Here is a 22772-nt window from a genome sequence, read left to right on the forward strand (position 1 = left end):
TTAATAGATTTCCGGCTTTTTGCTACTCTTTAATTTTTCAATACGTCAGCATCAATTTCGCAGAGGTCTTTCGTAACCAGCCTGACTGCAAAATCAGTGTTTTTAGCCAAAGAAGCCTTAGGAATACTAATTATTTGTACTCCTTTTCTGCAAGGCGTGCCATTAATAATTATATTGTTTTCATACAAATGTACCGAATCAACAGAGAAATTTTTTATTAAGAAGCCGGCATTATTTTTGCTTATGGAAGGACTTTTTTCAAAAAAGCCCAGTTCGCCATACAAATCCTTAAGAACATCAATATCAGAAGGCAGTGCAAAAACTTCCTTCATATTAAGATATATTTTTCTTGGCAAATAGCACCATTCAAGATCATAGTTTTTCTTCCAGTCAGGATGGTAAACAGGGCTTTTGTAATTCAAGTTATTGTAAAGAAGTTTATGTCCAATAGGTTTAGAGCTGTTAAAGGCTTCTTCCAAATCTATGTTTGTATCAAGGACATCCGAGGTCTGATAGCCTCCATTTTGCTGAAAATAGATTTCCTGAGAGGAGTCTGAAATATAGTGTGTCAATTCCTGACGCAACTGGACATTTTGTTTAGTTAAATCGGCGTTGTTTTTTGAATATGTTAGTACAGTATCATCGTCAATACCGTAATCCTCATTTGTATTTCCGCTATTGCCCAAAGCTATATTTTGGTAATCCAGTTCATAGCCCGCCGGAGTGCAAAGCTGTACAGTTATATTGTTATAATCTTCATAGTTATTTATATCCTCTTTTTTTATTGCAACTATGTGAACACCCTTTTCTAAAGGTTTTCCAAAAAAGACAATCCTATTTCCATACTTAACTGCATTTTCAATATCATAATCATAAATAAGAAAGTTCAGGTAGTTTTCATTATCTATAGATATGTTAGGATAGAACCCCAATTCACCTTCTATATCTAAAACATTAGCTGAATTTCCGGTGTAAGCAAATAATTTATGTCTTGCATAGATTATTTTACGGGGAAGGTAGAGCCACCCGCGATAATAAGCCTGTTTCCATGAATTCACATAAATAGGTCTTAAATATTCCTCGTCGGAGTAAATTGTAGTATAAGAAAGAGTGTATCCAGAATTTTGTATGTTTACAGGCTTGGTATCTACAGCTCCGGAGGGATTGTTCACAATACTTGTTTTTCTGAAATTATCTTCATATAGGATTTTATTATCTCCGGGAACTATGGAAGATAAAATTTCTTTTAACCGTTTATTTTCACTTTGAGACTTGGATAGATTCTGTGGCTTTGCGGGAGTATCATTAACTGTAGTTTTTGGAAAATTAAGCATTGATATTAAGGCAGCAGATAGTATAATAAATATAACAGATATAGCCAGTATTAGAAGCTTTTGTTTATTAGTTATCATAATAAGCCGATTCATATATTCCTCCTTATAAACTTTGGTAATACGCTTGTCACAATATATAGTTATTCATTTATATGGGATTATAGAATTGGATTAATATAGAATACGTAGCTTTTGCAGAACCTTGACTGATTTATAAAAAGCTGTTATTGTATCTTTATAATAAATAATTTTATGCAGAATATTTTTGCTTTATAAGTTGAGGAGTTTTAACTATGAATTCCAAATTAAGGGATGAACATACAGACAGTTTATTTGATGCAATTTTACTTTTAAAGAATAGGGAAGAATGTTATAATTTTTTTGAAGATCTTTGTACTATTGCAGAATTGAAGGCTTTGGCACAAAGACTTCAAGTAGCAAAAATGTTAAGGGAAAAGAGAACCTATACGGAGATTTGTGAGCAAACCGGGGCCAGTACGGCTACCATAAGCAGAGTTAACAGATGTCTTGTATATGGTGCTGACGGGTATAATATCGTACTTGATAGATTGCAAGAGAAAGATGGGCAAATGAATGTTTAAGAAGCTTTTTTTAAGTATAATCATATTATCTGCTTTAGCCTCTGAGAATGGGGTTTATAATGCTGCCGATTTATTTGACTTATACTTGGTAAATCTTACACATCTTGATATGATTCAGGAAAGCAGAAGTGCTGTTTCTGTTTTGGAATCCCAGAAAGAGGCTTCTGTAAGCAGAAAAGGAAGGCCACTTTCATTTTTCAAGGCAATTTCCGCAGAAGCTTTAAATAAGGAAATGCCAAATAATAATAGACATGGGGAACTTGCGTTGCTGATGTCTATTTCTATTGTAATTCTAAGTCTTTTGGTATTAGCTTATCTTAATTCAAATACAAACAGGGCTTTTTCTACTAAAAGGCTTTTGTTCAGCCAATCTGATTCTTCACCGCCTGTCTGCTGCTAATTTTAAAATTATCCCACAAATGATGGGTTATTTTCGTGCAGCCAGATTTATTAAAAAATTATCCCGTTGCGGGTCATGGAGGATTATGTTATGGTTAAAAATTTTATAGAAAAAATTATTGGGTCATATAGCGACAGAGAATTAAAAAGGATTTATCCGATTATAGATAAAATCGAGGCATTTGAGCCGGAGATACAGAAATTAACAGATACAGAGCTTAAAGCTAAAACACCTGAATTTAAAGGGCGTCTTGCCAATGGTGAGACCTTGGATGATATTTTACCGGAAGCTTTTGCTGTTGTTCGTGAGGCTTCAAAAAGAGTATTGGGTATGAGACACTTCAGAGTTCAGCTCATTGGTGGTCTTGTATTGCATCAGGGTAGAATTTCAGAAATGAAAACAGGTGAAGGTAAGACCCTTGTTGCTACATTACCTGTATATCTCAATGCCCTATCTGGAAAAGGAGTTCATGTAGTAACCGTAAATGATTACCTTGCAAGACGTGACAGCGAGTGGATGGGAAAAATATATAACTTCTTGGGATTGACTGTAGGTCTTATCGTACATGATATGGAAAATGAGGATAGGCGTGCGGCATATAACTGTGATATAACTTACTGTACAAATAACGAACTGGGTTTTGATTATTTGAGAGATAACATGGTTATATACAAGGAAGACAGAGTACAGAGAGACTTGAACTATGCCATAGTGGATGAGGTTGACTCCATCCTCATAGATGAAGCCAGAACACCTCTTATAATTTCAGGTATGGGTGATAAGTCCACCGATTTATACAAAAGAGCAAATTCCTTTGCTTCAAAACTGAGAGCAAAAGTAATTACACAAATGGACGACAAGGTTGACGCCGATGAAGTATTTGACGAGGACTACATTGTAGATGAAAAAGCACATACAACGGTAATTACGTCAAATGGTATAAAGAAGGCGGAGCAGTATTTCGGAATAGAAAACCTCTCCGACCCTGAAAATATGACAATTTCACACCATGTTAATCAGGCATTGAAGGCACATGGTCTTATGAAAAGAGATAAGGACTACGTTGTTAATAACGGAGAAGTCACTATTGTTGATGAGTTTACAGGAAGACTTATGTACGGAAGACGTTACAGCGACGGTCTCCATCAGGCAATAGAAGCAAAAGAAGGCGTAAAGGTAGAAAGAGAAAGTAAGACACTTGCAACCATTACATTCCAGAACTATTTCAGAATGTACAGCAAGCTGGCAGGTATGACAGGTACTGCTCAGACAGAAGAAGATGAATTCAACACAATATACAAACTGGATGTTATCATAATTCCTACAAATAGGGAAATGGCAAGAAAAGACCATCCGGATGTTGTTTATAAAAACGAAATTGGTAAATTTAATGCAGTTATAGAAGATGTTGTACAGTGTCATGAAAAAGGTCAGCCGGTATTGATTGGTACAATATCAATTGAAAAATCAGAATTCTTAAGTACTATGCTTAAGAGAAAAGGTATTCCTCATCAGGTATTGAATGCAAAATACCATGACAAGGAAGCTGAGATTATTGCTCAGGCAGGTAAATTTGGAGCAGTAACCATTGCAACTAACATGGCAGGTAGAGGTACCGATATAGTTCTTGGCGGTAATGCTGAGTATATGTCAAAACAGGAAATGCGTAAGATGGGTTATGACGAGGAACTTATAAATGCGTCAACCAGCTACAACGAAACAACTGACGAACTGATTATTGAAGCAAGAGAGCAGTTCACAAAACTAAATAACAAGTTTAAGGATATTATAAATAAAGAGAGAGAAAAAGTTGTTGAAGCCGGCGGATTGCATATTATAGGTACTGAGAGACATGAATCCAGACGTATAGACAATCAGTTGAGAGGACGTGCAGGTCGTCAGGGAGACGCCGGTTCATCTAGATTTTTCATTTCACTTGAAGACGATTTAATGAGACTTTTCGGCTCAGAGAGATTAACCAATATTGTTAATGCACTCGGTCTTGAAGATGATCAGCCTATAGAGCATAGAATGCTGTCCAATGCAATTGAGAATGCTCAAAAGAAGGTTGAAGGAAGAAACTTTGACGTACGTAAGAGAGTTCTGCAATATGATGATGTTATGAACAAGCAGAGGGAAATTATATACGCTCAGAGAAAGACAGTTTTAGATGGAGATAATCTTAAGGATTACTTCATAAAAATGTTTGAAAGCGTTATAGACGGTGTCATAGCAAACTATTGTACAGAAAGTGAATATGCCGATGCATGGGATTGGTCAAGTATAATAGCTTATCTTGAGAGTGTATTTATTCCGCAGGGTGCTTTCGTTCTGACTGATGAAGAAAAGAAATCTATGGACAATATAGACCTTAAAGAAAGACTCATGGAAATTGTTAATAAGATATATGAGTTCAAGGAAATGGAAAACACTCCTGAATTAATGAGAGAGTTGGAAAGAGTAGTACTTCTCAGAGTTGTTGATGAAAAGTGGATGGATCACATTGATGCAATGGATCAATTGAGGTCAGGAATAGGGTTGAGAGCATACGGACAGAGAGATCCTGTTGTTGAATATAAGTTTGAAGGATTCCAGATGTTTGAAGAGATGATTAAGAGTATTCAGGAGGATTCTATCAGACTTCTGGTTAGGGCAAGGATTGACAGAGAACATGCTCCTCAACGTGAAAAGGTTGCAGAGCCTGTTGCTGCAAGTCATGGGGACGAACCTAAGAAACCTGTTGTAAACAAGTCGAAGGTCGGAAGAAATGATATGTGCCCATGTGGAAGCGGAAAGAAGTATAAATTCTGCTGTGGTCAAGGAGAATAATAAACACGTATAATTATATAAATAAAATAACTCAACTTCTTTAACAGAAGCTGAGTTATTTTATTTTAAGCACTAATAGGGGTTAGGCGTAAAAAGTAGACTGAGGAATTCAGGAAACATTGGTTACGGAAGAGTCGTTATTTGTGTAATATTCTTTGAGATTATCATAAATAATACTGCATCGGCCTGTTTCCTTTGCTCGTGAGGCATATCGGCATCCCGTATAAGCATCTTTATTTACTAAGGCACATATATGACAGGGAATTTCACCATAGCATTTGCCTGTCAGTATACCTTCCAGAGTTTCCAACTTTATAATACTGCTTGACATATTCAGTGATAGAAAATTCCTATAGTAATGCTTGGGCTCTAATACGTCAAAATTAAGACATGGGTTCTTAAAAAGCCAAGGTACTTGAAAGGCTTCTTCGCTATATGTTTTAACCAACTTTGAATATGAGTCGGGAATAATACATGGAACAAGAGAACTACTGGCTTCATATTCCTTATATGAGCAAACGTATTTTTTTATGGTTTTATCGTAGTTCAGATTACGGCAAAAGACACAGGATCTGAAGGATGAAATTCTATGCCTGTAGTACAGGTTTGAACCAAATAATAGTTTATAGTTTATTCTATAAATCAAATCAACAGACAATAACCCTGCTTTTTTAAGTACGCCGGTTAATGTATTTATTTTATCTTCTGTAAATTCCACTTATTACCACCTCGCAGATACATTGTATCACTAAAAGCAATTTAGGTCGCTATATTTCCCGAAACCCGTTTGTACCAAGCTGTTTGGAGGAATAATCAGACATATTGTGACTGATTAAAACATAAAAATTGTTTTATCTATTGTGGTATAATTAATATAGTTAGCTTGAATAAAATGTTTTCATATACAGTTTGGAGAGAATAAAATGGGGAATTTTGTACACCTGCATGTACATACTGAATATAGTCTTCTTGATGGGGCAAATAGAATTAAAGACCTTATACAAAGGGTTAAAGAGCTGGGAATGGATAGCATAGCTATTACTGACCACGGTGTAATGTACGGAGTTGTAGATTTTTATAAAGAAGCCGTAAAAAATGGGATTAAGCCTATACTTGGTTGTGAGGTATATACTGCAAAAAGAAACATGAAGGATAAGCAGCCGGGAATTGATTCAAATTATGGTCATCTTGTTTTACTTGCAAAAAATCAGATAGGGTACAAAAATCTTATGAAAATAGTCTCCCTTGGGTTTACCGAAGGGTATTACTATAAACCCAGAGTTGACTATGAAACCTTGGAGAAATACTCAGAAGGGATTATAGCCCTGAGTGCATGTTTGTCAGGGGATATTCCGTCCGCAATACTAAATAACGATTACGAAAGAGCAGTGGAACTATCTAATAATTTGAACCGTATATTTGGACAAGGGAACTTTTACCTTGAGCTTCAACATAATGGAATTAGCGAGCAAAATCTGGTTAACCAACAGCTCATTAAGCTGTCAGGGGAGTTGGGAATACCTTTGGTTGCCACAAATGATGCACATTACCTCACAAAGGAAAATGCTAAATCCCATGAGATTCTTTTATGTATCCAAACGGGCAAAACAATAAACGATGATAACAGAATGCGGTTTAATACGGATGAAGTTTACGTAAAATCACCGGAGGAAATGTATGATAACTTTAAAAATGTTAAACAGGCTCTGGAGAATACAGTAAAAATTGCTGAAATGTGTAATGTGGAACTGGAATTCGGAAAGCTGCATCTGCCAAGCTTTGAGGTGGAGGAGGGTTATACTCCTTATGAATATCTGAGAGAACAGTGTTATAAAGGACTCAAGTCAAGGTATGGTGACAATTGCTCGGAAGAAATAATTCACAGACTTGAATATGAGCTTTCAGTTATATCACAGATGGGTTATGTAGACTACTTCCTTATTGTATGGGATTTTATTAAATATGCAAGAGAACAGGGTATAATGGTAGGGCCGGGAAGAGGTTCCGCAGCGGGAAGTATAGTATCCTATGCACTGGGGATAACCAGTATTGACCCTCTCAAATATAACCTTTTGTTTGAAAGGTTTTTAAATCCTGAGAGAATCAGCATGCCTGATATAGATATTGATTTCTGTTATGAGCGCAGACAGGAAGTAATTGATTATGTAATAAGAAAGTATGGCAAGGATAGGGTATCTCAAATAATTACCTTTGGAACCATGGCTGCAAGGGCTGTTATAAGAGATGTTGGAAGAGCGTTGGATATTTCTTACGGGGATGTTGATGCCATAGCCAAAATGATACCTTTTCAAATAGGTATGAACATAGATAAAGCTCTGGAGATGAATCAGGAACTGAAAAAGAGATATGAAACCGACGAGGAGACACAAGTACTTATTGACACAGCAAGAACTCTTGAAGGCCTTCCGCGTCATGCCTCCACACATGCTGCCGGAGTTGTTATCTCAAAAGAACCAATAGTAGAATATGTACCACTTCAATTAAACGATAACAGTGTGACAACCCAGGTAACAGCAGTACCCCTTGAAGAGTTGGGACTTCTCAAAATGGACTTTCTTGGACTGAGAACTCTTACTGTAATACGTGATGCAGTAGATTTGGCAGAACAAGTTCATGGGAAGAAAATAGACATTCAGCAAATTGATTTTGATGATAAAGACGTTTATAAAATGATAGGGGATGGCAGAACAGCAGGTGTATTTCAGCTGGAAAGTGCGGGAATGACTCAGTTTATGAAGGATCTCCAGCCAAACTCACTGGAAGATATCATAGCGGGTATTTCTCTCTATAGACCGGGTCCTATGGATCAGATACCAAGATACATCAGAAATAAAAACAACCCGAAGTTAATAAAGTATCATCATCCGATGCTGGAAAGTATTCTTGATGTTACGTATGGCTGCATGGTGTATCAGGAGCAGGTAATGCAGATAGTAAGGGAACTTGGAGGCTACTCACTGGGCAGGTCTGACCTTGTAAGACGTGCTATGTCCAAAAAGAAGATATCTGTAATGGAGCAGGAGCGCAAAAACTTTGTATACGGAATAACGGATGAGGAAGGTAACGAGGTTGTAAAGGGTGCGGTAAATAACGGTGTAGATGAGATTACAGCCAATAAGATATTTGATGAAATGATGGACTTTGCAAGCTACGCCTTTAACAAGTCCCATGCTGCTGCATATGCTGTAGTGGCTTATCAGACAGCATGGCTGAAACACTATTATCCCGTAGAGTTTATGGCAGCTTCCATAAACAGCTTTTTGGGCAGCAGTGATAAAGTATCCCAGTATGTCAATGAATGTAAAAGCCTCAATATACAGGTACTTCCACCGGATATTAACGAAAGCAACGTAAAATTTACAGTTGTAAATAAAAATATACGTTTTGGATTGGCTGCAATTAAAAATGTTGGAGAGAATGCAATAAAATCTGTTATTGCAGAAAGACAGCAGAATGGAGAATTTAGTTCATTTCTGGACTTCTGTCAAAGAATAGAGGGGCGTGATATTAATAAAAGGTGTGTCGAAAGCCTTATAAAAAGCGGAGCATTTGACTCCCTTAAAGTATTCAGATCAAAGCTGATGGCGGTATATGAGAGGCTGCTGGACGGAATTTCGCAAAACCGTAAAAAGAATATGGACGGTCAGCTGTCAATATTTGATATGATGAGCGAGCCACAGGAGCTTTTGCAGGAGGATTTTCCTGATATAAAGGAATACCCTGCAAATGCACTTCTTTCGATGGAAAAGGAGATGCTGGGCTTGTATGTATCAGGTCATCCGTTAAGCGAATATCAGAGCATATTGGAGCGAAATGTAAATCTTTACAGCAGTGATTTGTTTGTTGACGATGAAAACTCAACTGATATGGAGGTAAGCGGTAAAAAACTTCAGGATTCCATGAGAGTAACGGTAGGAGGCATAGTAGCATACAAAAAAACCAAGGCGACAAAGAATAACAATTTGATGGCTTTTATATACCTTGAAGATTTGTTCGGAACTATGGAACTAATAGTTTTTCCCACAGTATACGAGAAATTCTCCCAGCTTTTACAGCAGGAGAGTTTAATCATTGTAAACGGCAGACTGAGTGTGAGAGAGGATGAACAACCTAAAATAATTGTAGAGGAAGTTCTGCCTATAAAAAGTCTTCAGGAGAAGGGGTTGTATTTAACCTTACCTGAACAGCTTCCAAAAGAGGATGGCGCTGCTTTAAGAGCACTTTTGAGATATTTCTCAGGTGCTACACCAACTTATGTTGCAAAAAAAAATGAAAATTTTTTCAAGAAACTTGACAGGCAATACTGGATATATGTCAATAATGTAATAATGGAAGAATTAGTAAACAGGCTTGGCGAAGAAAATGTAGTAATAAAATAACGAATAAGTAGCCAAATATTGATTTTTTGTACAAAATAATATAATATAAGTGTCGAGGTGGTTATATATGGACAACCTGGAGGATAAGTTATCTGGTGAGTACGTTGCTATTAAGGCTGGGGAAAACGGGGTTACAATTATCGGGTTAACGCGTGGAAGGGATACAAAATTTCATCATACCGAGAAGTTGGATAAGGGCGAAGTTCTTTTGGCGCAATTTACAGAGAATACCTCTGCGATAAAAATAAGAGGCAAGGCCACTGTTTATTGCAGATATGGTACTATTCAAAGCGGTGAATAACAATTTGAAAGGTAGTGTAGATGATAATGTGGACAGTGGTATATATGGCCCAAAGCAAAGATGTTGCTAATCAGCTTCAGGAGCTTTTGTCCAATGAGGGTATTCTTGTGAAACTGAGACCCATAAGTAAAAATCATGAAAATAACGACAATTATTATGAAGTTCTCGTTCCTGAAGCCGAGGTTGAAGAAGCACATAGCGTAATCATTGAAACGGGTTATTAATAAAAATGAATGATAGTAGCTCCGGGGCTTTTGCCCGGGGCTACTACTGCTTATTAGGCAAAAATACCTATTTGTAATATAATTATCATACTTTTTAAGGAGAATAATCGTATGCTATATATAGATGTACCGTTAACAGTCAGGTATGCTGAAACAGATAGAATGGGCATTGTTCACCATTCAAATTATCCGGTGTGGTTTGAAGTGGGTAGAACAGAATTTATCAAACAATGCGGAATATCTTATTCGCGTGTGGAATCAAAGGGCATAATGCTGCCTCTTTTGGAGGTGCATTGTAAATTTATCAGCTCATCTACATATGAGGATAAAATAATAGTCAGGACAAGTATCAAAAGTTTTTCAAAAACCCGACTGAATTTTAAATATGAGGTATTTAAATCGGATAATATGGATAATCCTATTACAAGGGGAGAAACTTCTCATGTTTGGACTACCTGCGATTTAAAGCCTATAAATCTGCAAAAACATTATCCCGAGCTTTATGAAATTATTGAAAAATCAGCAAGGGATGTTTAAAGTCATGTAAGTTGAAGAAATAAGAAGTTATTGCAATTAAATGACACATTATGATAAACTATGTGTGCTATTTACTCTAATATTGGTAATCAGGTGGTGTACTGGTGAGAAGATATATTCCGAATGCGTTAACATTATTAAGACTCATAATAGTGCCTTTTCTAGGTTACTATATTTACTGTGAAAAATATACAACAGCCATTATTCTTTTTGCTTTTGGCGGATTTACGGATGTTCTTGATGGTTATATAGCCAGAAAGTATAATTTAATTACAAAATGGGGCAAATTTTTTGACCCTTTGGCGGATAAGCTTATGCAGATAACAGCATTAGTTTTCCTTGTACTACATAGATTTATACCTTTAATCGTTTTGATTATTGTTGTAATTAAGGAATCCTTAATGCTTGCAGGCGGAATAATGTTGTATAAAAAGGGGAAAACGGTCATAGGGGCCAATTGGTACGGTAAATTGGCTACAGTAATATTTTATTTTGCAATACTGGCAACCATTATAATTAAGATTGTAGCAGGCAATAACGGTTATGCGTTAAATGCTATTTATGTTGCAATAGGTTTGGCTGTAGTATGTACATTGTTTGCACTTTCAAGGTATATAATTATTTATTTTAGATTATCCAAGGATTATAATGAGAAAAAAAACAAGTAAATTGCAGTTGTATGTAAAGGTACACATTTTGTGTACCTTTTTAAATAAAAGTGGTTTGCCTAAGATTCGCAGCACTGTTTATCAACGGAGGATACAATGTTCGGTTATATAACCCCGGAAAAACCGGAATTAAAAATAAAAGAATTTGACATATACAGGGCATATTATTGTGGTGTGTGTAAATCAATAGGAAAAAGGCATGGGCAGATTAAAAGAATGACGCTGACTTATGATGCCGCTTTTCTGGCACTTCTTTTGGGCTCTGTGCTTAATATTAAAACAGGTCTTACAAAGGAAAGGTGTATTGTCCATCCATTAAAAAAATCTTTTGTGACCCGTAATGAAATTATTGATTATTCTTCCGACATAAATATTATTTTAGCGTATAATAATATGAAAGATAAGTGGAATGATGATAAATCAAAAATAGCATTGGTGGGTATGGCAGCTTTTAAAAGAGCATACGGAAAGTTAGTTGTGGAATATCCAAAAAAGTGTGCTATAATTAACCAAAGACTAGGGGACTTGTCCAAATTAGAAAAGGAAAAATGTAACTCTATAGACGCTGCTTCCGAGCCATTTGCAAAGCTTATGGAAGAGGTTTTGGACTATGAAGGCTTAGATGATAAAATCAGGCAAATTTTAAGATGGATGGGTTATAATATCGGGAAATGGATATATTTAGTAGACGCTTTTGATGATATGGAAGACGATATAAAAAACTCCAGCTACAACCCGTTCCTTACTCAGTTTAACTATACGGGGCAAGAGTTGGCGGTTTTCAAGAATGATATTAAGAGTCATGCGGAATTTACTGTATTATATTGTTTGCAGGAAGCATCCAAGGCGTTTGAGTTACTTAGTTTAAAAGAAAATAGAGGAATATTGGAGAACATATTATATATAGGTATGTTAAGTAAAACGGATAAAATATTGTGCCAGAGGAGTTGTGGTAAAGGTGAAAAATCCATATGAAGTACTAGGAATAAGTGATGGAGCATCAGAAGAAGAAATAAAGAAAGCTTACAGAGAACAGGTAAAGAAATATCATCCGGATCAATACCAGGATAATCCTCTTTCCAAACTTGCAGAAGATAAACTCAGAGAAGTAAATGAAGCTTACGAGTATCTCACCGGAAAAGGGCAGACTGCAAAAACCAGCAATGGCTGGAGCGGAAGAAGCGCAGCATCAGGGGCTTCCGGTTTTGGTGGTGCAGCGGGAGGAAATGCAGGAGGAGAAAACTTCCGACAGGTAAGAATGTATATAAATTCTGGAAACATTGCCGCTGCGGAAGCACTACTTGAAAGTATTCAGAACAGAAACGCCGAATGGTTCTATCTTCGTGGGCTGGTCTTTATGAAAAAGGGCTGGTACAATGAAGCTATAATGAATATCAAGCAAGCTGTAAATATGGACCCTTCCAACTACGAATACAGGGACGCCCTTAACAGAATAAATGTAAATAACAACATGTACAGGGGCAATGCTGCTAACCGTGGGTATGGTGCAGGGCCAAGCTTCTGTGATATGTGTACATGTCTGTGGTGTTCGGATTCATTATGTGAGTGCTGCGGAGGAGATTTAATATCTTGCTGCTAATGCTCCTGATTTAAACTAAATTTATGAGGTAGATATGAATAACGCAACAAGAGCTAAAAAAATTACATTAAGCGGAATTCTCCTTGGGTTTACCGTCATATGTGTATTTCTTGCATCTGTTTTGCCTACCAGCAGGCTTTCGTTATATGCAGTAAGTTCGCTTTTTACTTCAATAATAATCATTGAATTCGGTTTGAAAGCCGGATGGACTTTTTATGCGGCATCTGCTGTTTTGTCAGCAATTTTGATACCAAGGCTTGAAGTACTCCCTTATATAGTGTTTTTCGGAGTCTACGGCTTGTTAAAACTGTATTTTGAGAGGTTGCAAAGCAGGGTTTTGGACTATATATTAAAACTGGTTTTTTTTAATATATGTTTGCTGCTGGGGTTTGTTTTTCTGAAGGAATTTATAATGGTAGGTATTAAATTAGCTGCCCCTGTGTATATAGTTGCAGCTTTGATGGAAATAGTTTTTTTAGTGTATGACTATGTGTACACTTTGTTTATAAGGTTTTATTCATCAACATTAAAACCAAAGCTTAAAATCTAAATTAGTGATTTAGTCTTAATTTCCTTTAACTGAGAAATAATTTGTATAAAGACACTGAGTATATTACAATATTTGTAAAGTATTCAGTGCTTTTTAATGTGCGCAAAAACAAATGGAGGTTATTTATGTCAACGGCTTTTTCATATTCAATAGCAGTTTTTATTATAATATTTATTGCGGGTTTTGCAGTTAATCTTCTGAAACAGCATTATATATTTCAGTTGCTGGGAATAGCCTTCTTTTTTACGTACATTATAATCAATAGCGCTGTTTACATGGAAAGAACCTCCGAAACAACATTTAAAACTCTTTTTTTCAGGTCAATGCCATCTCTTTTCGGCATATCTGCCTGTCTTATAACTATGACTCTGGGATTTTGGCTGTATCCCGTTCTGAGGAAAAAAATCAGACAATGAAATAGATAAAATATAATTAAACCTCCCTGCCTAAATATGCTATAATAAGAATATTGTTGTTATTTTTTAGGTAATATTTACATTGTTATAACACTCATGGAGGTTTTAAATATGAATGAGAAAGTCAAGGACATTGCTGTCAGAATAAAGGGACTCAGACTTCTAGCCGGGTCTACCGAGGAAGAAGTTGCGGAGCAGCTGGGAGTTATGCTTGCACAATATAAATCGTACGAAAATGCCGAAGACGATATTCCTGTCAGCCTTTTATATGAGCTTGCAGAGATTTATAAGGTCAACATTACTGAAATTTTAACAGGAACATCACCTAAGCTTCATGATATATGCCACGTCAAAAAAGGTGAAGGTCTCAAAGTTGAAAGATTTGACCAGTACAGCTTTGAAAGTCTTGCTTACAAATATTCCAACAGAAAAATAGAGCCTATGCTTGTTGTACTTGATCCCGGAAACAGCCCTGAAATGGTTTCTCATAAAGGACAGGAATTCAATTACTGTCTTGAAGGGAAAATGCAGGTGCAAATAGGGAAAGAAAAATTTGATTTGGAACCAGGGGATTCTTTATATTTCAACTCTTCAATTCCTCACAAACAGATTGCCTTGGATGGTAAGGAAGCCAGATTCCTTACAATAATTTTACTTTAAAAAATATGGTTTAAATGTATTGGGAGGATATACAAATGAGTCTGGAAACACGATATTTGAATAAAACTGATTTTGAGTCCTATGAGGATTTTAGAGAGAACTTTAAGCTGAACGTTCCAGCTAACTTCAACTTTGCTTATGACATTATAGATGAGTATGCGAAACAAGAACCTGACAGACTTGCTTTGGTTTGGTGTGATGACAACGGAAACGAAAAGAAGTTTACTTTCGGAGAACTGAAGTACTGGTCTGACAAGACTGCCAATTACCTGATTGCCAACGGATTGGGCAAAGGCGACAAGGTAATGTTTATATTGAGAAGAAGATATGAATTTTACTTCTTTGCATTTGCGGCCATGAAAATAGGCGTTACCTTTATTCCATCTACAAATCAACTGATGAAGAAAGATATAGTGTACAGAAATAATGCAGCTGAAGTAAAGGCTATTATAGCATATAATGATGCGGCAATTATAGAACATGTTGAAAATTCTATGGAAGATTCACCTACAGTTAAAAAGTACATAATGGTTGGAGGCAACAAGGATAAATGGCAGGATTATGATAAGGAAATAGACGAATGTTCCCATAACTGGATTAGGCCTGCGGGTGAAAAGGATACTCTAAATAAGGATTATATGATAATATACTTTACTTCGGGTACCACAAGCATGCCAAAAATGGCAATACATGATTTTACATATCCTCTTGGACATATTGTTACTGCCAAGTACTGGCACAGAGTTGTTGATAATGGACTGCATCTGACAGTTGCGGATTCAGGTTGGGCAAAGTTTGCATGGGGCAAGCTTTTTGGACAATGGATATGCGGTGCAGTACAATTTTTATACGATATGGATAGATTTGATCCTTGCAAATTGCTCGAAAAAATAGAAAAATATCAAATAAAGACTTTTTGTGCTCCACCTACAATTTACAGGTTTATGCTTCAGCATGATATTACAAAGTATGATTTATCATCACTGACTCACTGCTCAACAGCAGGGGAACCTTTGAATCCTGAGATTTTCAACAGATTCAAAAAACTGACGGGACATGAAATACTGAACGGATTCGGACAGACTGAAACAACTGTAATTGTAGCAAACTACGAATGGTTGCCGGTAGATCCCGGTGCTATGGGGATGCCGAATCCTGCTTACAACATAGATGTAGTGGATGAGGATGGAAATTCCTGTCCTGTTGGAGTGGAAGGTGAATTGGTAATAAGAGATGTTGATACCAACAAGCCAGCAGGCTTGTTTTGCGGATATTATAAAGATTCTGAATCAACGGGGAGAGTGTGGTATAATAACACATACCATACTGGCGATGTTGTTTACAAGGACGAGCATGGCTATCTGTGGTTTGTAGGAAGAAATGATGATGTTATAAAAGCATCCGGCTACAGGATAAGTCCTTTTGAAGTAGAAAGTGCTGTAATTGAGCATCCGTCAGTAGTTGAATGTGCTGTTACGGGAGCACCTGACAGTATCAGGGGTACGGTTGTAAAGGCAACAATTGTTCTTGCAAAAGGTTATCAGCCTTCGGATGAGTTGAAAAAGGAAATTCAGAATTATGTAAAGAAAGTTACGGCACCATATAAATACCCAAGAATAATAGAGTTTGTTGATGAATTACCAAAAACAATTAGTGGAAAAATAAAAAGAGCACAGCTTCGACAGGATGATCATAAAAAGTTTGAATCTTCATGATTCAAACATCCAAATCATCATAGAAGCTAATGTTTCATATGAATTGGAAGGATTATCTTATGAATGATAAAACTCAAAGAGTACTTGAATTTTATAAAATTATTGATAAATTAAAAGGCTTGACCGCATCTGAATTGGGGAGGGAGCTTGTTTTAGAGCTAACTCCTCAAACTGATTTCATGACGGTTGAAAAAATGCTGTCAGAGACAAATGACGGAGTAAGTTGTGTGTTAAAAAGGGGCTCACCGCCCCTCGGAGGAATAACTGATATCAGGTTAACTCTAAAAAGACTTGATATGGGAGGAGTCTTAAACCCCGGAGAATTACTACGCCTTGCAGGTGTACTTAGAGCTGCCAGAAGGCTAAAAGGATATATCAACGATAGACTGGATGATAATAAAACTAATGTGGTCCATGAACTGATATCCTGTCTTGAGTCAAATCAAAGGTTGGAACAGAAGATTGATAGCTGCATATTAAGTGAAGATGAAATTGCTGATAGTGCAAGCCCTGCACTAAGCAGTATCAGACGACAGATTAAAGAACAGCAGGCGTCTATTAAGGATAGGTTAAACTCAATTATTCGTTCCACAAAATACCAGAAGTTTATTCAAGAATCTGTTGTAACCATGAGGGGGGACAGGTATGTAATCCCTGTAAAACAGGAGCATAAGGGAGATATACCCGGATTGGTACATGATTCTTCTGCCAGTGGGGCTACGTTATTTATTGAACCAATGGCAGTAGTTGAAGCAAACAACAGTATTAAACAGCTTAGGGTCAAGGAACAAACGGAGATAGACAGGATACTTGCAGAGCTGTCTCAGGATGCTTCTCTAATATTGCCGCAACTAAATGCAAATATGAGTATAATGGCAAGACTTGATTTCATTTTTGCAAAGGCGAAACTGGCTGTAGATTATAAATGTATTTGTCCTGTAATTAATGATACCGGCAAAATTATTATTAAAAAAGGAAGACATCCTCTCCTTGATCCTCAAAAAGTAATACCTATTGATTTCTGGATTGGTGATAAATTCAGTTCATTGATTGTTACCGGGCCTAATACAGGGGGTAAAACTGTTTCCCTTAAAACAGTGGGACTGTTTACATTAATGGTACAGTCGGGGCTTCTGATTCCTGCAAACGAAGGAACGGAGATGAGTGTTTTCGAAAAGATTTATGCAGATATCGGGGACGAGCAGAGCATTGAACAAAGCCTTAGTACATTTTCATCCCATATGAAGAATATTGTGGATATACTTGACGGTGTCAACAACAAGTCGTTGATATTGCTGGATGAACTGGGGGCGGGAACAGACCCTACAGAAGGGGCTGCTCTGGCTATGTCAATTCTTGAATCTCTGCATCGTATGGGTGCTACGACTCTGGCAACCACACACTATAGCGAACTCAAGGTTTATGCTATTTCTACTGCCGGAGTTGAAAATGCATCCTGCGAATTTGACGTGGAAACGCTGAGGCCTACCTACAGACTTCTTATAGGTGTGCCGGGAAAGAGTAATGCTTTTGCCATTTCAAAAAGGCTTGGTCTGACAGATGACATAATAGAAAGGTCAAAGGAATTTCTGTCTCAGGAGGATATAAGGTTTGAGGATATACTCTTAAGTATAGAAAAGAACCGAAGCGAGGCCGAAAAAGAGAAAATGCGTGCCGAAAGCTACAGACAGGAGGCAGAACGACTTAAAAAGGATTTGGAGGATCAAAAAAGAAGATTAGCAACCCAGAAGGAAAGCGAACTTCGAAAGGCTCGTGAAGAAGCACGACGGATTCTGACAGATTCAAAACATCAGGCAGACGAGTTGGTTTCTGAAATGAAAAGACTGGCAAAGGAGCAGGAAGAGGCTGAAGTACGAAGACAAACAGAGGAGCTTCGTCAAAGACTTAACAAGAGTATAAACAAATTAGATGATTCTCTGGTTGAGTCCATAATGCCAAGACAGGGGCTTGTGAAACCGCCTAAAAATCTCAAACCTGGTGATACTGTATTAATAGTTAACCTTAATCAAAAGGGGACAATTCTGGCAATACCTGATAAGAACGGGGAAGCACAGGTTCAGGCTGGGATTATGAAAATAAATGTTCATATTTCAAACCTTAAATTGGTAGATGAGCAAAAACAGCAGATACAAAGAACCGGGATGGGTAAAATAGGTGTTTCTAAAGCACAAAATATGTCAACTGATATTGATTTGCGTGGGATGATGCTCAGCGAGGCCGTTGACGTTGTTGATAAATATTTAGATGATGCAAGTATAGCAGGTATGGGGGAAGTAACTCTTATACACGGAAAAGGCACAGGAGCTTTGAGAGCCGGACTTCATCAACACCTGAAGCATAATCCTCATATTAAAAGCTTCAGAATAGGCAAGCTTGGTGAGGGCGAAAATGGTGTTACAGTTGTGGAACTTAAATAACTTATGCCCGAAACCTCCAAAAGGTTGACAATTTAGACACGGTAAATTAGAATAATTAGTGGCTTTTTACTTTATATTAGATATATTGTTTAATATGGCTTAAAAAGAAGGTTAATTATAGATAATAAATTAGGAAGTAGTGAAGGAGAGTTTTTGTGGATATCAGACAAGATATAAAGAACATAGCAATAATAGCACACGTTGACCATGGAAAGACCACTCTGGTTGATGCTATGCTCAGACAGAGCGGTATTTTCAGAGAAAACGAGGCTGTTGCTGAAAGAGTAATGGATTCCAATGACCTTGAAAAGGAAAGAGGAATAACAATACTTGCAAAAAATACTGCTGTCAACTATAACGGAACAAAAATAAATATCGTTGATACTCCGGGCCATGCTGACTTCGGTGGAGAAGTTGAACGTGTACTGAAAATGGTTGATGGTGTTTTACTATTAGTTGATGCTTTTGAAGGTGCAATGCCGCAGACAAGGTTTGTACTTAAAAAAGCATTGCAACTGAACTTAAAACCAATTGTTGTTGTAAATAAAATTGACAGACCTGAAGCAAGACCGGAGGAAGTAGTAGACGAAGTTCTGGAATTGTTTATAGAATTGGGAGCTGATGATGATCAGTTGGAATTCCCGGTTATTTATGCTTCTTCAAGAGAAGGTTTTGCAGTTTGTGACCTTGGCGGGGAAAGAAGAGATTTAAAGCCCCTGTTTGATGTAATTATAGACAAGGTGCCTTCACCTCAGGGCGAACTGGACGGAACTCTTCAGCTGTTGGTTTCAAACATTGACTATGATGAATATGTGGGAAGAATAGCTATAGGAAGAGTTGAGAGAGGCTCAGTAAAACTTGGACAGCCTGCAATAATTTGTAAAAAAGAAGGAAATCAGCTTAACGCCAGAATAACTAAGCTGTATTGCTATGAAGGTCTAAAGAGAATTGAAACTGCAGAAGCAAAGCTGGGTGATATAGTTGCGGTTTCCGGTGTAGGTGATGTTACTATCGGAGACACAATATGTGAAATGGGTGCACCGGATCCGTTACCTTTTGTTGCTATTGACGAACCAACTTTGTCAATGACATTCAGTGTAAATAACAGTCCTTTTGCAGGAAGAGAAGGTACATTTGTAACTTCAAGACATTTGAGAGATAGACTTTTTAAAGAGCTGGAAACAAATGTAAGTTTAAAGGTTGAAGAAACTGATTCTGCTGATGCTTTTGTTGTATCAGGAAGAGGAGAACTTCATCTATCAATATTGGTTGAAACTATGAGAAGACAGGGATATGAATTTCAGGTTTCAAAGCCTTCGGTTATTAACAAAGAAATAGACGGCGTATTAATGGAGCCTATAGAATACCTGATGATAGACGTTCCTGAAGAATTCATGGGAACAGTAATGGAAAAACTAGGACAAAGAAAATCCGATATGGTTAATATGACATCTGCAAACCAAGGTTATATGAGACTTGAATTCAAGATTCCTGCAAGAGGATTGATTGGATACAGGTCTGAATTGCTTACCGATACAAAAGGAAATGGAATAATGAACCACGTATTCCACGGATATGAACCATATAGGGGCGAAATTCCTACAAGGTCAAGAGGCTCACTGATTGCCTGGGAGGATGGAGAAGCTGTTACTTACGGCTTGTACAATGCTCAGGAAAGAGGAACTCTTTTCATAACACCCGGAACAAAGGTTTATGAAGGCATGATTGTAGGTGAGAATGCCAGATATGACGATTTGGTTGTTAATGTATGTAAGAAGAAGCATGTTACAAATATGAGAGCTTCCGGGTCAGATGATTCCTTGAGGTTGACACCTCCTACAAATTTAAGCTTGGAGCAGGCACTGGAATTTATTGCTGAAGATGAGCTTGTAGAGATGACTCCAAAGAGTATCCGTTTAAGAAAAAAAGTACTGGATACTGAATCAAGAGCGAAAATGAGAAGCAAAATGTAATTGCCGGGAATATGGACAAAATTTAAAAAGAATATTATAGTATTTATTATACGAGCTTTTGAATTTTTAGAATGGAGTCACATATTTGATGGATAGAAGATTAAAAGTATCATTGACAGGGATACTGACTGTGATTGTCGGGGTATTACTATCAATCCCCAACATCATGAATTATTTCGGAACTCTGTTAAAAGGCTTTGATGCTAAGTTTGGTTTGCTTAATGCATTGTTAACGGCAGTAGGCCTTACATTGGTTGTTTTTGGCTTGTTTATAATATCAGCCGGATTAAGGAAAATGTCCTTCTGGCTGACCATTTTTATTGTTTTTGTGTTTATTTTCACTGTGGGAGCCGTTATAACATTTAGAAGTACGGTTTCCACCGATACATCCGAAACAGTAACTAAAGAAGTCAAAATAAAGGCTGATTCCAAAGGTGCGAAGATGGTTGATATACCTATGGGTTCAGATACAAAAACTATTGCTGGGATACTTTCAAAAGATGGCATTATCAGTAAACCGCAGATTTTTACACTAGTGTCAAAAATTAACGGCTTTGACGGTAAGTATCAGGCGGGAACTCACATTTTGAAACCCGGACTGGAATTCAATACTATAATGACAATTCTTACCGGAAAGCCTGAAAGTAAAAAAGTAACCATACCTGAAGGCTTGAGCTACAGGCAGATTGTGAATACCTTTGTTAAAAAGGAACTTGCAACTGTAGACAAATTTGATTATGCAATGAAGTATCAAAAGTATGACTATGATTTCATAAAGGATATAAAAGACAGTAACAATCGTGAATTCAAGTTAGAAGGATATTTATTTCCCGATACATATGAATTTGCAATGAATGCCAGCGAGAAGACAATAATAAACGTAATGCTTGAAAACTTCAAAAACAAGATAACAAAAGAGCATTATAAGCGTGCCAAAGAAATAGGTATGTCAATGGACGAAGTTATTACTCTTGCTTCAATTATTGAAAGAGAGGCAAGTAATACTAAGGACAGAAGGCTGGTATCGGCAGTATTTCATAGACGTTTGAAAAGTAAGGATTTGAATAAATTGCAGTCCTGTGCTACCATACAGTATATTTTCCTGAACAAAGAAGGAAAAGTGCATGAGAAGCTTACCTATGAGGATACTAAAATTTCAAGTTCATACAATACGTACATTCATGCGGGTCTTCCACCGGGACCTATCTGTTCACCGGGTATAGATTCCATAAATGCGGCATTATACCCTGATGAAGATACTGACTACATGTTCTTTATAGCAGGGCCTGATGGTTCTACTAAGTTCTCCAAGACATATGCCGAACATTTAAAGGCCATGAAGCAATACGGATTGGCAAAGTAATTACAAAAAATTAATTAGGCTGGCTTAAATGCCAGAAATGTATAAAATAAAGATGGCAGCAGCCATCTTTATTTTTAACGTTGTAGGTGATTGGAGCTATAAAATGATTAATTACGAATACATTACTGAATATATAAGAGAGACAATTAAACCCAATATCGGTTTGCTAGCGGAGCTTGAAGAGTATGCTTCAATAAATCATGTGCCAATAATTCAGCCTGAGGTTGCAGCACTTATGAAGGTTATTGGAAGTATGAAGCAGCCTGCAAGAATTCTGGAAGTTGGGACAGCCATAGGATATTCCTCTATATTGTTTTCGGGATTTTTACAGCAAAAGGGTATAATAGATACCATAGAGCGAAATGAAGAAATGATTGAGTTGGCAAGAGCAAATATAAAGCGTGCCGGACTTCAGGGCACTATAAATGTTATTGCAGGAGATGCTTTGGAGGTTCTCACCTGTCTTGACAAAAGCTATGATATGATTTTTATTGATGCAGCAAAAGGACAGTACGGTGAGTTTTTTGAACACTGTAAGAGGATGCTTGCTCCAGGCGGAATTATTGTTTCAGACAATGTTCTATATAAGGGTATGACTGCAAGCGACGAGCTTGTGGTAAGAAGAAAGAGAACCATAGTAAACAGAATGAGAAGTTTCCTAAAGGAGCTTTGTCAGGATGAGGCTTTTGAAACAGCCATAATTCCTATTGGAGACGGAGTAGCACTTAGCTATAACAAACAGTAAACAATGTCGTGGGAGGA

General features: G+C 37.1%; 20 protein-coding genes. 18 read left to right on the forward strand and 2 right to left on the reverse strand.

Annotated elements, in window-relative coordinates:
- Positions 1 to 29: 29 nt before the first annotated feature.
- On the reverse strand, positions 30 to 1427 hold the full coding sequence (locus tag P0092_RS06910) for a hypothetical protein (protein WP_004617455.1): 1398 nt from the start codon (positions 1425 to 1427) through the stop codon (positions 30 to 32).
- Between the two features lie 200 nt (positions 1428 to 1627).
- On the opposite strand from P0092_RS06910, the gene P0092_RS06915 reads away from it, so the two are divergent.
- From P0092_RS06915 to secA, 3 genes are all read left to right on the forward strand, one after another.
- Positions 1628 to 1936, forward strand: coding sequence for a YerC/YecD family TrpR-related protein (locus P0092_RS06915; RefSeq protein WP_004617456.1), 309 nt, complete (start codon positions 1628 to 1630; stop codon positions 1934 to 1936).
- The gene (locus P0092_RS06920; RefSeq protein ID WP_004617457.1) at positions 1929 to 2336 is read left to right on the forward strand and encodes a hypothetical protein; all 408 of its coding nucleotides are present in this window, start codon (positions 1929 to 1931) and stop codon (positions 2334 to 2336) included. The genes P0092_RS06915 and P0092_RS06920 overlap by 8 nt, the downstream gene beginning before the upstream one ends.
- A gap of 90 nt (positions 2337 to 2426) precedes the next feature.
- On the forward strand, positions 2427 to 5165 hold the full coding sequence (gene secA / locus P0092_RS06925; protein WP_004617458.1) for a preprotein translocase subunit SecA: 2739 nt from the start codon (positions 2427 to 2429) through the stop codon (positions 5163 to 5165).
- Between the two features lie 109 nt (positions 5166 to 5274).
- On the opposite strand, the gene P0092_RS06930 is transcribed toward secA, so the two are convergent.
- Positions 5275 to 5883, reverse strand: coding sequence for a hypothetical protein (locus P0092_RS06930; RefSeq protein ID WP_004617459.1), 609 nt, complete (start codon positions 5881 to 5883; stop codon positions 5275 to 5277).
- 205 nt (positions 5884 to 6088) lie between these two features.
- Between P0092_RS06930 and P0092_RS06935 the strand changes: the two genes are divergently transcribed.
- The 15 genes from P0092_RS06935 to P0092_RS07005 all read left to right on the forward strand — a co-directional run bounded on the left by P0092_RS06935 (position 6089) and on the right by P0092_RS07005 (position 22755).
- A complete protein-coding gene (locus P0092_RS06935; protein ID WP_004617460.1) occupies positions 6089 to 9565 on the forward strand; it encodes a DNA polymerase III subunit alpha in 3477 nt (1158 codons plus the stop codon).
- 67 nt (positions 9566 to 9632) lie between these two features.
- Positions 9633 to 9866, forward strand: a complete 234-nt coding sequence (gene mtrB / locus P0092_RS06940; RefSeq protein WP_004617461.1) for a trp RNA-binding attenuation protein MtrB — start codon at positions 9633 to 9635, stop codon at positions 9864 to 9866.
- 20 nt (positions 9867 to 9886) lie between these two features.
- Positions 9887 to 10090, forward strand: a complete 204-nt coding sequence (locus tag P0092_RS06945) for an LAGLIDADG family homing endonuclease (RefSeq protein ID WP_004617462.1) — start codon at positions 9887 to 9889, stop codon at positions 10088 to 10090.
- Positions 10091 to 10201: 111 nt separating this feature from the next.
- A complete protein-coding gene (locus P0092_RS06950; protein WP_004617463.1) occupies positions 10202 to 10627 on the forward strand; it encodes an acyl-CoA thioesterase in 426 nt (141 codons plus the stop codon).
- A 104-nt stretch (positions 10628 to 10731) separates the two neighbouring features.
- The gene (gene pgsA / locus P0092_RS06955) at positions 10732 to 11295 is read left to right on the forward strand and encodes a CDP-diacylglycerol--glycerol-3-phosphate 3-phosphatidyltransferase (protein WP_004617464.1); all 564 of its coding nucleotides are present in this window, start codon (positions 10732 to 10734) and stop codon (positions 11293 to 11295) included.
- 96 nt (positions 11296 to 11391) lie between these two features.
- Positions 11392 to 12270 (forward strand): DUF5685 family protein, encoded by an 879-nt coding sequence (locus P0092_RS06960; protein ID WP_004617465.1) that lies wholly within the window; start codon positions 11392 to 11394, stop codon positions 12268 to 12270.
- Positions 12254 to 12895, forward strand: a complete 642-nt coding sequence (locus tag P0092_RS06965) for a J domain-containing protein (RefSeq protein ID WP_004617466.1) — start codon at positions 12254 to 12256, stop codon at positions 12893 to 12895. The genes P0092_RS06960 and P0092_RS06965 overlap by 17 nt, the downstream gene beginning before the upstream one ends.
- A gap of 34 nt (positions 12896 to 12929) precedes the next feature.
- Positions 12930 to 13445: a hypothetical protein gene (locus P0092_RS06970; RefSeq protein ID WP_004617467.1), complete on the forward strand. Its 516-nt coding sequence runs from the start codon at positions 12930 to 12932 to the stop codon at positions 13443 to 13445.
- Positions 13446 to 13570: 125 nt separating this feature from the next.
- A complete protein-coding gene (locus P0092_RS06975) occupies positions 13571 to 13861 on the forward strand; it encodes a hypothetical protein (protein ID WP_004617468.1) in 291 nt (96 codons plus the stop codon).
- Between the two features lie 111 nt (positions 13862 to 13972).
- Positions 13973 to 14521: a helix-turn-helix domain-containing protein gene (locus P0092_RS06980; protein ID WP_004617469.1), complete on the forward strand. Its 549-nt coding sequence runs from the start codon at positions 13973 to 13975 to the stop codon at positions 14519 to 14521.
- A gap of 35 nt (positions 14522 to 14556) precedes the next feature.
- Positions 14557 to 16236 carry an AMP-binding protein gene (locus tag P0092_RS06985; protein ID WP_004617470.1) on the forward strand — a complete coding sequence of 560 codons (1680 nt, stop codon included), beginning with the start codon at positions 14557 to 14559 and terminating at the stop codon, positions 16234 to 16236.
- A gap of 59 nt (positions 16237 to 16295) precedes the next feature.
- Positions 16296 to 18674 (forward strand): endonuclease MutS2, encoded by a 2379-nt coding sequence (locus tag P0092_RS06990; protein WP_004617471.1) that lies wholly within the window; start codon positions 16296 to 16298, stop codon positions 18672 to 18674.
- Between the two features lie 155 nt (positions 18675 to 18829).
- A complete protein-coding gene (typA, locus tag P0092_RS06995; protein ID WP_004617472.1) occupies positions 18830 to 20647 on the forward strand; it encodes a translational GTPase TypA in 1818 nt (605 codons plus the stop codon).
- Positions 20648 to 20735: 88 nt separating this feature from the next.
- Positions 20736 to 22010, forward strand: coding sequence for an endolytic transglycosylase MltG (mltG, locus tag P0092_RS07000; protein WP_004617473.1), 1275 nt, complete (start codon positions 20736 to 20738; stop codon positions 22008 to 22010).
- 28 nt (positions 22011 to 22038) lie between these two features.
- Positions 22039 to 22755 carry an O-methyltransferase gene (locus P0092_RS07005; protein ID WP_004617474.1) on the forward strand — a complete coding sequence of 239 codons (717 nt, stop codon included), beginning with the start codon at positions 22039 to 22041 and terminating at the stop codon, positions 22753 to 22755.
- The last annotated feature ends 17 nt before the right edge of the window (positions 22756 to 22772 follow it).

The sequence above is a fragment of the Ruminiclostridium papyrosolvens DSM 2782 genome, from assembly GCF_029318685.1.
Classification (GTDB): Bacteria; Bacillota; Clostridia; order Acetivibrionales; family DSM-1351; genus Ruminiclostridium; species Ruminiclostridium papyrosolvens.